Origin of the sequence: Iodobacter arcticus, from assembly GCF_042664895.1 — a bacterium.
GTDB lineage: Bacteria > Pseudomonadota > Gammaproteobacteria > Burkholderiales > Chitinibacteraceae > Iodobacter > Iodobacter arcticus.
In genome coordinates this window covers 49,959-62,305 of sequence record NZ_JBHTBQ010000027.1, presented here as the reverse complement: position 1 = coordinate 62,305, position 12,347 = coordinate 49,959, and the positions used below count along the sequence as shown (strand labels likewise).

Genomic DNA, 12,347 nt, shown 5'->3' with positions numbered 1-12,347 from the left:
AGAAAAACCGCGAATCATACCGTTTGAATTTAAAGATAACAAGAATCATTATTGTTTATATAAATGACAAGTGATTTGTAAGGTGGGGTAAGGAAATAGTTGATTTCTCGTTACTTGATTAGTTTGGCATAAATTATCAGGCATTTTTAAATGCAAAAACACGTGATTTTCATAGAGTGCGCAACGACTTCGTTGTTACACACACTATGAAAACCTATTGTTTGAAATTTTAGCCAATCGTACTTGGCATTAAACGAGGAGGGATATTCCATTGCAGCGCTTGCAAAGTAGATTTCATACTTTTTTGATAGCTCGTATATCACTTCTACGGCATTTTCAATCACATTTAAATCTCGAAAAAAATCGGGGTGATGAGGAAAAGAGTGAACTGTATTTAAATGCTCTTTCAAAACCACATCATAGATTTTTTTCCCACGAAGCATCTCTTTGGAAAGCGTAATTCCAAATTCATTTTTGTACCAGTTGAGATGGTGTTGCAAGGTATCTGCAACCGTGTCATCCATATCAATAGCGATACTTTTTTTACTGTGTATGCCTTATATAGCTAGTGGGATGAATGTTACTTGGCCACGTTAATTGCTTACTGTATTTTTTCGTAATTTTATCATTTTACTTAAACTATTTGGAAGTTTGTTTGCAATCTATGGCCAGAATGAATGACCTGACCTTACCAATCAGCCCGCTACTTCCTCATATTTAACCGCGCACGACCGGGCTTTTTATTCAATAATCAATCCATCCTGCCCACGTCAGTTTGTTGATGAGGTTTACTGTTTTTTCCTTGCTCGAGTCCATCATGAAAAACACCCTGGATGCCGCCACTAAGCAAATGGCGAGTCAGATTATTTATCAGATTTTTCCTGAGCGTTTTGCCATTGGCGGCGGGCTTGCAAGTAGCGCAAAGCTGGCGCAGGCGGCGTATGCACATCCTGATGTGGTAAAGCGGGGCTGGGACGATACAACGCTGGATCAGCCTTGGGGCATGCAGTTTTTTGGCGGGGATTTGGATGGTATTCGGGATCACCTAGATTACCTCGTCGAGTTAGGCATCACGGGGGTGTATTTAACGCCGGTGTTTACCGCCCCTAGCAATCATAAATACGATGCGGTGGATTTCTTTGCCATCGATCCTATGTTTGGTGGCGAGCCTGCCTTGCTGCGGCTGATTGAGGCATTACACGCCAAGGGTATGAGCCTGACACTAGATGCGGTGCTAAATCATGTATCCGACAGCCATCCGTGGTTTTTGGCGGCCAAGGCGGGGGATGCGGCTAAGCGCGATTGGTTTAGTTTTGCCGACGATAGCGCTTATCTGTGTTGGCAGGATTACGGCCTGATGCCGGAGCTGAATTTAAGCAATCCCGCCGTGCGCGATATTTTATACCGCCAGCCCGATAGCTTGGTGCAGCACTGGCTGGCGAAGGGCATCGACAATTGGCGCTTTGATGTGGCGCAGGATGTGGGGATAGAGGTGGCGCAGGAAATGGCAGCCATCGTCGCCCAGCGTTTCCCTAAGGCCGGCCTGCTTGGCGAATTGAATGGCTTTTCGGGTAGCTGGTTTGAGGCGGGCGGCGGTTTTAAAGGCATGATGAATTACTGGTATCGCACCGCCACGCTGGCTTGGCTGGCGGGGGAAATTGATGCGTTGCAAATGAATTATGCACTTAAAGACGCCAGAGAAGCTTACGGCTTAAGTGGTTTGCTCTGCTCGTGGAATATGCTTTCCAGCCACGATACGCCAAGGCTGCTGACTACCGTGGGCAGTGTAGAAAAAGCCCAGCTCGCAATGATTATGCAGTTCACCTTACCCGGCATCCCGCTGATTTATTACGGCGAAGAAATCGGCATGGAAGGCGGGGCGGACCCCGATTGCCGTCGCCCTATGCGCTGGAATCAGACCGATTGGAATCATGGGCAGCGCCAGTTTGTGCAACAGCTGATTGCGATTCGCCAGAATAATCCAGCACTGCAATATGGTGATGTGCAGGTATTGGGCGATAGGCTGGCAGGCAACGCGCTGATTTTCTTACGTGTTACTGAGGTGATCGGTGAGGCGGCTTTAGTGATTGTGAATTTATCCGCCCAGCCCTTACATGCCAAGCTACTAATCCCTTACTCACACTGGTACGACGGCGTGCCTTTGCATGATGCACTGGGTCATGCACCTGCCACCAAAGTACAGGCGGGCAGTGTGATGCTGGATATTCCAGCGCAAGCTGCGGCAATTTATTTACCCAGCGAGCCTTACCAGCATTACACCTTTTTTAAAGCGAGGAATCGTTGAGCTTGGTGCTTAGGCAGAAGTAGGTATTTTATGCGGATCAATTAGGCGCTTTGCTTGATTGATCCGCTTGCGTTTTAAGGTAGGTTCGGTGTGTTTTCAACAAAATACTCGTGCGAATCGGCATTCATAATGGCTTTGGCCGGATCGCTGATGGCGAGCTTTTTAGCGCCGGATTGCCCGTAAACATTATCTTTGGTAGAAGCCACGGCATAAAAGTGGCTCATTTCATGCACCAAAGTGCCACCTTTGGAGTCGGTGCCCGTCATTGGGGCTGGCCAAAAGGCTTTGCATACATAAATTTTGTAAGGCTGGCTAGGGTAAACGTAGGCATAGTAAGAATCTGTGCAGCTGCAATCTACGGTAACCGCTTTATTCTGGAGGGCATCTTTGATCGCTACAAAATGGGTTTTTACCGTGGCATAGCGGGAAGAGTCGTATTTGCCAAACCAGGTGGTATAGCGCTGGCCGGCAGTGCCTGTGGATAGATAATCATTGCCGCCCGTCGACATATTTTGCGCGGCGGTAAAGGCTGATTTCACTTGCGTTGCCTGGGATGCCGAGCATTTGTTGAGGGTTAAGCCACCGGCTAGAGAGGAGGGGGCTTGTTCTTCAATGACCGTGCCGCGTGGCAAGCTGCCGTCTATCCATACCGAGATGGCATCAGAAGGAGCTACAAGGCCTTTTGCATCAGGCTGAGTATGGGGCGTATCAATCTGATATTGAATGGTGTAATGACCCGTGGTGCGCATATCGTAGAGCGCAGATAACTCCACTTTTTGCTGATAGATTGCGCCCGGTTTCAGCTCAAAATAGTCACTGGCTTTGGGCGTAGGGCGTTTAACCATTGGGCCTAGGTAAGTGACCGGCACACCATCACGGTAAATCTCAAATAGTGGCTGTTGGGCGGCAATAAATGGGGTATGCCATTTTAGAATATATTGGGATGTTGATGAGGTGTTTTTCATCGTGACATTAAGCAATACATCATCGCTTTCAATTAAAGTACTTTTATCTGTACTTAGGCTAACTTGTATATCTTTTGCTGCCGCATGGCTGCTGAAAGATAATAAACCCGCCAGTATGCTGGCGCAGATGTGTAGTCCATTTTTTATATTCATTCTTTACTCCGCTGATTAAGTGATTGACTAAAGCAAGGAATAGGTCTCTCTGCATATTTAAAAATAATTTAAAAATTAAATTGAGATATGCCAGATCACCTTAGCAAACAAATGCAGTAGAAGTGATGAATAACAATTAATTGATTTAATTTAATGATTGTTGCTATTTTTATATCTTAATAAGATAGCATTTTTTATTTTATTGCTAATTTTTTGGTTGCTTGCATGGGATTGGAATATTATTTTAATCTAATTCATACTTTGAAAAATGAAGCCTTAAAGCTTGTTTTTTTACTTTAAAAATCCTGATTATGCCTCTTGCTCAATGGGCTCTCTGTACTTCGTGTCTGCAGATCTTTGTCATATAGGGTGTGCAAGTCGTTTTTCTTGCGCACCGGTTTTCTGCACTCCGACGGCGTCGTTGTGCACGCTATGAAACTGTTAGAATTGCTGCTTTACCCCGCCGGATTTTCCCATGCCTTTTTCCCAATTTGCTGCCAAGCTTGCCGAGCGCCAGCAAGCAGGTTTACTGCGTAGCCGTCGTCAAATTGATAGCCCGCAGGGCGCGCATATTCAGATTGCTGGGCGGCAGCTGATTAATTTTTGTAGCAATGATTATCTGGGTTTGGCCAATCACCCCGCCGTGGTGCAGGCGGCGCAACAAGGCGCGGCGGAGTGGGGCGTGGGCAGCGGCGCGGCGCATTTATTGGCCGGTCATTTTGGCCCGCATCAGGCGCTGGAAGATCGCTTGGCAGCCTTTGTAGGCATGCCCGCAGCGCTGGGCTTTTCGACCGGCTATATGGCCAATCTAGCGGTGATTACCGCGCTAATGGGGCGCGGCGATGCGGTGTTTGCCGATAAGCTGAATCATGCTTCTTTGAATGACGCAGTGGCCTTATCGCGGGCCGATTTTAAGCGCTATCCGCATCAGGATTTGGCGGCGCTAGAGCGATTGCTGGCAGCCAGCACTGCGCCACGTAAGCTGATCGTGGCCGATGCCGTATTTAGCATGGATGGCGATATCGCACCTGTGGCGGCACTCTTGGCCCTAGCCGAGCAATACGATGCTTGGCTGTTTTTGGACGATGCCCACGGCTTTGGGGTGCTTGGCGAGGGGCGAGGCACGCTGGCGGAGTTTGGCGTGGTATCGCCGCGTATTATTTATATGGCTACCTTAGGCAAGGCTGCTGGCGTATCAGGAGCCTTTGTCGCGGGTGAGCAGGTCTTATGTGATTGGCTGCTTAATACCGCACACAGCTATGTATACACCACAGCCATGCCGCCGCTTTTATCCTGCGCCATGCAGGCCAGCCTTGATTTAATTGAGGCAGAGCCTTGGAGACGGCAGCGTTTGGCCGAGCATATCGCGGCGCTTAGAGCGGGCTTACAGGATTGTTGTGAGCTGCTCGATTCTAATACGGCTATTCAGCTGGTGTTGCTGCCTGATAACGAAACCGCAATCCGCATCGCTAAAGCCCTGTTTGATCACGGCATCTGGGCAGGCGCAATCCGTCCCCCCACCGTCCCCACCCCGCGCCTACGCATCACCTTATCCGCGGCGCATTCCAGTGACGATATTGCTGCCTTGATCAGCAAGTTAAAAGCGTTAATGGCTAAGCCATAATCCAAAAAATCAGGGGTAAAAATGAATAAAGTCATTTTGATTACCGGCGCCAGCCGGGGCATTGGCGCGGCCACCGCCAAGCTAGCGGCGCAGCGCGGCTATGCCGTCTGTGTGAACTACCTGAAAAATCAGGCCGCAGCTGCAGCGGTGGTTGAATAGATTCAAACCTCTGGCGCAAAGGCTATCGCGGTGCAAGCCGATGTGTCGCAGGAGGCCGATGTATTACGCCTGTTTCAAACTGTAGATACGGAATTAGGCATGATTAGCACACTGGTGAATAACGCTGGCATTTTAGAAACCCAAATGCGCGTGGACGAAATGGACGCCGCACGGTTAAGCCGCATCTTTGCCTGCAATATCACTCCCTATTTTTTATGTGCTAAAGAAGCGGTAAATTGAGCGGGGTAGAAAGTGGGAGACTAATCATCCGGATCAGTAATTAAATGATAATTCGACTCCTGCTGTGAAAATAATAGGTGTAAAGGTGAGAGTATTTCTAATCATGAGTAATGATATATTGCTTTGAGTAGGTTTTTATAGATCTGTGCGTTAAAATTTTTATACTATAATTTGGTGTCAGTTACTTTTATATTGGAAATTCCATGAAAATAGAGCAAATTAAACAAGCACGTAGCAATCGTAAAACACGATACGCTAGGCCATTTTCAAATTTTTTTGAATCTTCTGAACAATGTCTTGCTGCTGGTAATTTACTATTAGAAGGATCTCTAGATGCAAAGATTGTTAGTTTAATTGAACGATCTGTTATTATTTCAACTGTTACGGCTATTGAAGTTTATTATCGAGATATACTTGATTTTATTTTTAAATATTGCGATCCCGTGTTTTTTAAGTCGCATTTGAAAAATTTGTATCCGGATAAATTTGATATTTATGATTTGATTGATATTCATGTTCATAGTGTTCATCCATTGGAAATTGTCTCGGCAGCTCAGTCGTTTCAAAATGTAAAAAGAATTAATGAAGTTTTTTCTAAATTAATGGGTGGTAAGGATCTCTGGACCTCTATTTCTAATCTTAAGTTAAGACTTAAAGACCAGCCAGAAACAGAAACTTCATTTTCAGGAGATGGTTATAAATCGCTGGATCGTATTTTTAACTTAAGGCATGAGTTAGTACATGATCCAGCAAGACATTCATTTTATAGTGCAGATATACACAAGGATTTGGAGGCATCTATAAGCATAGTTTTTGGGTCGGATGTTATATTAAGCCAGCTTATCGAGGAAAATAAAGACCCAGAGTTGTTGAATTAATATATTTTTTATTGAGTATTAAACTTTAAGAGGTCTTTTAGTGGTTTTATCGTTTGATTTTTATGTACATAAGGGGGAGTGAGTGTTCATTGCAGCGCAATGCAGAAAACGCAAATTAATACTGTTAGTAGCTTTAAATTATTTATTAGAAGCTTAGATAAAGAATAATGGCAAAGGATTGAAAGCGTTAGTTCTAGAGTTATCTGTGAAATTGCCGAATTTATTATTTAGTAATAAATTTGCGATTATTTCAGGGAAGGATGCGCATCGTGTTGCCATTGTGAAGCGCTTGGATCCTTTGCTCAGGCGGGTGTTGCTAGTCGTAACTTACACTTGACTGGATGGTGGAGGATGCTTTGGAAGGCTACGTCGCTAAAAGCTAAAGCTTGCTTTTTGCCTCTTTTGAGGCTTGTCGTTCGCATAGACGATGGCTGAACTTATTTGAGAGGGAAGTGTACCGCTGATGATGATCAGTGATTACATTCGGAACAGGAATGGTAAAACTTGAAACCCCACTCGATCTTTGGTTGTGCGGAATCAGAATGTAGTTAGAGAGGCAGGAAATTTTCCGGCTTTTTTTGTGGGCGGCAGGCAACAAAAAACCCGCTAAGCCTTAAGGCATGCGGGTTTGAAGTTTTACTGTTTGAGTGTGGTGCCCGGGATCGGACTTGAACCGATACGCCATAAGCGAGGGATTTTAAGTCCCTTGTGTCTACCAATTTCACCACCCGGGCTACAAGCAATAACAACTTGTATCTTTCACTTCAACTAGCTGGTACTGGAGGCGGAGGCCGGAATCGAACCGGCGTAGACGGCTTTGCAAGCCGCTGCATAACCATTTTGCTACTCCGCCATGGTTACTAAAACAAAGGGTATTTTCTTTATTTTTAAAATTTGGAGCGGGAAAAGAGACTCGAACTCTCGACATCTACCTTGGCAAGGTAGTGCTCTACCAACTGAGCTATTCCCGCTTGGGATACTGCATACGTGAAGTGGAGCGGGAAAAGAGACTCGAACTCTCGACATCTACCTTGGCAAGGTAGTGCTCTACCAACTGAGCTATTCCCGCATACATCATGCATTGTACAACAACCAAGCAAATGAGTGGAGCGGGAAAAGAGACTCGAACTCTCGACATCTACCTTGGCAAGGTAGTGCTCTACCAACTGAGCTATTCCCGCATCTGCACATCTACATCGGTATGACTGGAGCGGGAAAAGAGACTCGAACTCTCGACATCTACCTTGGCAAGGTAGTGCTCTACCAACTGAGCTATTCCCGCATCACTGTTTTGTTGCGTTTTCTTTTCTGCTGTTGCACCAGAAGAGGAGTCGCATTATGAAGATGAGGCCTTGCTTCGTCAAGCACTATCCACACCTTTTTTAGCCAAATGGCGCAGTAAATAGATAGTGTATTGATATTTAAAGGCTAAGTTATGTTACGCTTATATCCGCTGACGCTTGCTAGGGATACTGGTGATGTTGTTTGTCGTTAGCAACACTTTATTTTTTATGCTGCCGGGATGACGGCGGCTTCACATTGGAGGATTTCCCATGTCCAAACGTGTAGTCACACTTGCGCATTACTATACCCAGCCCGAAATCCAACAAATGGCCGATAAAGTCGGCGATAGCTTAGAGCTGTCTTTATACGCTAAAGAATGCGGCGCAGATGTCATTGTGTTTGCTGGCGTGCGTTTTATGGCAGAAACAGCAAAAATTCTTAACCCGCAGGCCGAAGTGATTTTGCCAGCCAGCGGCTCCACTTGTTCATTAGTCACTCAAACCGACGTGACCGCATTACAAAAATGGCGTGAAGAGCACGCAGATTATGTGCATGTTTCTTATATTAACTCCTCTGCCGAGCATAAGGCTTTATCGGATTGGATTGTCACTAGCCGTAATGTGGATGACATTATCGCCAGCCTTTATGCCGAAGGTAAAAAGGTGGCGTTTTCGCCAGACCGCAATATGGGCGCGTATTTAAACTTCCAGTATGGCTACGATATGCCGCTGTGGAGCGCCGTGTGCGAAGTCCACGATAAATTCAACCAAGCCGCGCTAGATGAAGCATTCGCAGCAGTAGCAGGCGCTAAATATCTGATCGCTCACCCAGAAAGCCCCTTGCCTGTGTTGCAACAGGCCGATTATGTGGGCTCAACATCGGGTATGCTGAACTGGATTAAAGCGTTTGATAAAGAGCCGGATGCGGTCATTTTTGTCGCGACAGAAGACGGCATTCTCTACAATATGGGCCTTGCCCGTCCTGACTTGAATATCAAACAAGCACCGATTTATGCGGGCTGTCAGTGTAATTCTTGCCCTTATATGAAGATGAATACCATTGATGCCGTAAAACGCGCCCAAGCGGGCGAGGGTACGCGCATTGATTACCTGAGCGCGGAGCAAATGGACAGCGCCCGCCTGCCGATCGAACGCATGCTGGAATTCTCCAAGCGTTATTACCAGTAAGCAGCGTTTAAGAAAGAAGGGCGGGTCTGTTACCCGCCTTTTTTTGCCTTTTAAGTTTGAAGCTTGTGATTTATTTCGAGCTTCTTTCCGATATCAGATTAAATGACGGGTGATTGAATAATGCTGGATTACCTCGTATTTATTGGACGCTTTCAGCCTTTTCATCTTGGGCATTTGCAGGTGGTTAAGGCGGCCTTAGAGCGAGCGGGCAAATTGATTGTGATTTGCGGCTCGGCTCGTCAGGCAAGAAATCCTCGCAATCCTTGGACAGTGCCTGAGCGCGAAGCGATGCTGCGTGCTGCATTGCCGCCAGAAATGCAGGATAGGGTGTTTGTAGTGGGCTGCTCGGACAGAATGTATAACGATCAGCAGTGGGTTACCGAGGTACAAAGCCTTGTTGATAAAGTGATTGCGGTCGATACCGCTAGCCTTGGCAGCCGTGAAGCGCAATTTAAAGTGGGCATCGTGGGTAGTAGCCGCAGCAAGCATACTTATTATCTTGATCTTTTTCCGCAGTGGCAGCGGGTGGAGGTGCCTGAAATAATGGGCATTCATGCCTCGCAAGTGCGCCGTAATCTATTTGCAGACGGTGGAGCAGGGCTTTGTGCTGATAAATTGCCCGCGCCTGTCTACGCGCATTTACAAGCGTTTCGCTCAGGCGAGGTTTACGCCAATCTGGAGGCAGAGTGGCGCTTTGTGCAGGATTATCGCAAAGCGTGGTCTGTTGCCCCGTATCCGCCTACTTTTGTGACCGTAGATGCGGTGGTGATTCATTCTGGGCATATCTTGTTGGTGCGGCGTAAAAACTTGCCGGGGCGTGGGCTGTGGGCCTTGCCGGGTGGCTTTATTAATCAGGATGAATTGGTTAAAGACGCCGTGATCCGCGAGCTGCGCGATGAAACACGTTTAAAAGTGCCTGCGCCCGTGCTGGCGGGCTCGATTCGCTCTTCACGGGTATTTGATCATCCGCATAGATCCTTGCGCGGCCGAACCATTACCCATGCTTTTTTAATTGAGCTAACGCCAACGGGGGAGGGCTTGCCTAAGGTGCGCGGCGGGGACGATGCAGATCGGGCTAAATGGGTACCGTTATTTGAATTTAACCGCATGGAAGCCGAGTTGTTTGAAGACCATTTCTATATTGTGAATTGGTTTTTAGGGCAGATTTAATGTTAAAAGAGCATTTACATGTTTATGTTTGCTGATTTAAAGTGATTTTTTTGTATTTGAGTGTGTGGGTATTATGAAAGCATTTGAATTGGTGAATAAAGAATTTTGGGTTGGTTTGCTTGCTAACTTTGATTTAGGTGAATATAGCGAAGAATTTGTTATTGAATATTCGGCGCTTAGCATGAGTTTGGATGCTCAAATGGGGATGATGTTTTTTGAAGCTGACCATAATGAACCAGATGTTAAAATTAGCTCATCCAGTGCAAAATTGAAAACAATAACTGATCCAAATCATAGCTCCTTGGTGGAGTATGCATTTGATGAAGATGATCTTATGCTCGCTTTTGTTCTGCCATTAACAATAGAGAGTGAAGTCTTTTGGAAAAATAAGGAAAATGAGCAATATCATAAGCTTACTTCTTCTGACCGTATGGCGCTTGTTGCTGCACAGATTATTTTGAATCAGAGCGCTTCAGCTGTTGTGGCTAGTGAGTTAAAAGAAATGGGCGAGTTTTGATTGAGATTAATTAAAAAAAGTCTGCATCAGGAAGGGGCCAGTATTTTGTATAAACGGTAGAAGCTTAGATCTGATAGTCTTTGTATTGATTGGTGCCGAGATTGTCAGATTAGTTTAAATAATCAATCTTCTCTTTCCGTGGTGATTTATATAATGCCCCGGGTAATTTTCAAAATCATCCGGGCATTATTTATTTTGCTTAAGCCGCGAGACTTTAAAACTGTAATTTGCGGCGGCGTACTAATAGCACAGACACGCCAAGGACGACGAGCACATAGGTTTCTGTTCTAAGTAAGCTGGAGCTGCTGCCAATGTGGCTTAGCGAGTCGTTTAGCTTGGTTTTCCAGATACCTTGGCTAAAAGAGCGATCCGCTTTATTGGTGTTGGGCAGATTAAGGTTTGTCGCGATATTTTGCTCATTAAGCCGCAGCCACGTTTTGCTGCTATCTGCAGTGCTGATTGAATAGAGCGATTCAAACTGCTCGTGCGAAGTAAGCACGCTGGCATGGCTTGGGCTGGCAATCAAAAGGCTTAAGGCTAAAAAGAGCATACGCATGGCTGATTACTCTCTGATTAAGTATTTCAAATAAAACGTAACTTTATTACGTATCATTTTCCATTTCTTAACATCAGCTGACAATGGTAATTATTACAATTTCGTACTATTTACTTATTCGTGGCTTTCAATTATTGCACTAAAAGGTAATTTTTGTAGATTTGGCTTGTATTTGTTTGCTTTTATGCCTTGTTTTATCAAACAAAGCGCAAAAAAAACCTGCATCATACGGATGCAGGCTTTTTGTTCTTTTACGATTTACTTAACAAGTTCTAAAGGCACAGGGATGTTTTTCTCTGGAGTTTGGCCGTCGATGATCTTTTTCGCCGCTTCAATCCCCATTTTGCCGATTAGCTCAGGTTTTTGTTGCACAGTAGCGGCCATTTTGCCGGCTTTCACAGCGGCAACCGCGTCTGTTGTGGCATCAAAACCCACCACAATTACATTCTTCAGGCCAGCCGCTTCTAGTGCTTGCACCGCACCTAAGGCCATTTCATCGTTGTGGGCAAATACGGCTTTAATCTTTTTATTGCCTTGCAGGATGTTTTCCATCACAGACAAGCCTTTAGCGCGATCAAAGTCGGCAGGTTGCTTGGCGGCTACTTTTACGCCTTTTTCTGCATCCACCCCAGCATGAAAGCCTTGACCACGTTCGCGCGCTGCGGAGGAGCCGGCAATACCTTCTAGCTCGGCGATTTCACCTTGTTTGCCGATTTTTTCTAGCAGAAACGCAGCTGCCATTTTGCCGCCAGCCACATTATCTGAAGCGATATGGCTGATGATTTCGCCACCACTGATGCTGCGATCCAGCGTAATCACGGGGATTTTTGCTGCATTGGCTTGTTTAACGGCGGACACCAGTGCATCAGAATCGGTAGGGTTAATCAGAATTACTTTTACTTTTTTCTGGATTAAATCTTCGATGCTGGCAATTTGCTTCGCCGCATCGTCTTGTGCGTCCACGGTAATCAGCGTCAGGCCATTGGCCTTAGCCGCTTCCTCAGCACCTTGTTTTAAGGTGACAAAGAAAGGATTGTTTTGGGTGGAAATAGCCAGGCCAACGGTGTTATTGCTGGCTGCCGCGGTAACAGGAGGCGCAGATGCCTCAGGTGCTGCACTTTCCGGGCCTTGCTTAGAGCAAGCCGAAAATGCCAGAGCCATTGAAGCGATCAGAAGGGGTTTTAGCCAAGTTTTCATGTTTAAAGCCTTGTGTGTGAAGGACAACAAAATGACACCTGGCGTCTTTTCTGCGCCATTGAGTGCCTGTTTAAAGCCAAGCGATGGAATGCTTGATTTGAAAAGTAGCCAC

At 46.0% G+C, this 12,347-nt stretch carries 10 protein-coding genes, 6 tRNA genes and 1 pseudogene; 7 read left to right on the top strand and 10 right to left on the bottom strand.

The window, feature by feature from the left end:
- Window positions 1-146: 146 nt before the first annotated feature.
- Complete coding sequence (locus tag ACFQNF_RS13080; RefSeq protein WP_380188391.1) at window positions 147-524, bottom strand: 5' nucleotidase, NT5C type; 378 nt, start codon at window positions 522-524, stop codon at window positions 147-149.
- A 293-nt stretch (window positions 525-817) separates the two neighbouring features.
- Between ACFQNF_RS13080 and ACFQNF_RS13075 the strand changes: the two genes are divergently transcribed.
- Window positions 818-2,305: a glycoside hydrolase family 13 protein gene (locus ACFQNF_RS13075; protein WP_380188390.1), complete on the top strand. Its 1,488-nt coding sequence runs from the start codon at window positions 818-820 to the stop codon at window positions 2,303-2,305.
- A 74-nt stretch (window positions 2,306-2,379) separates the two neighbouring features.
- Here ACFQNF_RS13075 and ACFQNF_RS13070 read toward each other — a convergent pair whose 3' ends face one another.
- Window positions 2,380-3,423, bottom strand: a complete 1,044-nt coding sequence (locus ACFQNF_RS13070; RefSeq protein ID WP_380188389.1) for a M35 family metalloendopeptidase — start codon at window positions 3,421-3,423, stop codon at window positions 2,380-2,382.
- A 475-nt stretch (window positions 3,424-3,898) separates the two neighbouring features.
- Between ACFQNF_RS13070 and bioF the strand changes: the two genes are divergently transcribed.
- From bioF to ACFQNF_RS13055, 3 genes and pseudogenes are all read left to right on the top strand, one after another.
- Window positions 3,899-5,047 (top strand): 8-amino-7-oxononanoate synthase, encoded by a 1,149-nt coding sequence (gene bioF, locus ACFQNF_RS13065; RefSeq protein ID WP_380188388.1) that lies wholly within the window; start codon window positions 3,899-3,901, stop codon window positions 5,045-5,047.
- A 21-nt stretch (window positions 5,048-5,068) separates the two neighbouring features.
- A pseudogene (locus ACFQNF_RS13060) lies at window positions 5,069-5,446 on the top strand (SDR family NAD(P)-dependent oxidoreductase).
- A 203-nt stretch (window positions 5,447-5,649) separates the two neighbouring features.
- Complete coding sequence (locus tag ACFQNF_RS13055) at window positions 5,650-6,324, top strand: hypothetical protein (protein ID WP_380188387.1); 675 nt, start codon at window positions 5,650-5,652, stop codon at window positions 6,322-6,324.
- A 650-nt stretch (window positions 6,325-6,974) separates the two neighbouring features.
- Here the strand turns inward: ACFQNF_RS13055 and ACFQNF_RS13050 are convergent.
- The 6 genes from ACFQNF_RS13050 to ACFQNF_RS13025 form a co-directional block, all read right to left on the bottom strand.
- Window positions 6,975-7,058: transfer RNA gene (locus ACFQNF_RS13050), tRNA-Leu, on the bottom strand.
- Between the two features lie 45 nt (window positions 7,059-7,103).
- Window positions 7,104-7,177: transfer RNA gene (locus ACFQNF_RS13045), tRNA-Cys, on the bottom strand.
- A gap of 42 nt (window positions 7,178-7,219) precedes the next feature.
- A tRNA-Gly gene (locus ACFQNF_RS13040) sits at window positions 7,220-7,295 on the bottom strand.
- Between the two features lie 22 nt (window positions 7,296-7,317).
- Window positions 7,318-7,393: transfer RNA gene (locus tag ACFQNF_RS13035), tRNA-Gly, on the bottom strand.
- 36 nt (window positions 7,394-7,429) lie between these two features.
- A tRNA-Gly gene (locus tag ACFQNF_RS13030) sits at window positions 7,430-7,505 on the bottom strand.
- A 25-nt stretch (window positions 7,506-7,530) separates the two neighbouring features.
- Window positions 7,531-7,606, bottom strand: a tRNA-Gly gene (locus tag ACFQNF_RS13025).
- Window positions 7,607-7,877: 271 nt separating this feature from the next.
- Here ACFQNF_RS13025 and nadA point away from each other — a divergent pair.
- From nadA to ACFQNF_RS13010, 3 genes are all read left to right on the top strand, one after another.
- Window positions 7,878-8,795, top strand: a complete 918-nt coding sequence (gene nadA, locus ACFQNF_RS13020; RefSeq protein ID WP_380188386.1) for a quinolinate synthase NadA — start codon at window positions 7,878-7,880, stop codon at window positions 8,793-8,795.
- A gap of 120 nt (window positions 8,796-8,915) precedes the next feature.
- The gene (locus tag ACFQNF_RS13015) at window positions 8,916-9,965 is read left to right on the top strand and encodes a bifunctional nicotinamide-nucleotide adenylyltransferase/Nudix hydroxylase (RefSeq protein WP_380188385.1); all 1,050 of its coding nucleotides are present in this window, start codon (window positions 8,916-8,918) and stop codon (window positions 9,963-9,965) included.
- Between the two features lie 73 nt (window positions 9,966-10,038).
- Window positions 10,039-10,482, top strand: a complete 444-nt coding sequence (locus tag ACFQNF_RS13010) for a hypothetical protein (protein WP_380188384.1) — start codon at window positions 10,039-10,041, stop codon at window positions 10,480-10,482.
- A 214-nt stretch (window positions 10,483-10,696) separates the two neighbouring features.
- On the opposite strand, the gene ACFQNF_RS13005 is transcribed toward ACFQNF_RS13010, so the two are convergent.
- Window positions 10,697-11,038 carry a hypothetical protein gene (locus tag ACFQNF_RS13005; protein ID WP_380188383.1) on the bottom strand — a complete coding sequence of 114 codons (342 nt, stop codon included), beginning with the start codon at window positions 11,036-11,038 and terminating at the stop codon, window positions 10,697-10,699.
- Window positions 11,039-11,296: 258 nt separating this feature from the next.
- Window positions 11,297-12,235: a ribose ABC transporter substrate-binding protein RbsB gene (rbsB, locus tag ACFQNF_RS13000; RefSeq protein ID WP_380188382.1), complete on the bottom strand. Its 939-nt coding sequence runs from the start codon at window positions 12,233-12,235 to the stop codon at window positions 11,297-11,299.
- Window positions 12,236-12,347 lie beyond the last annotated feature (112 nt).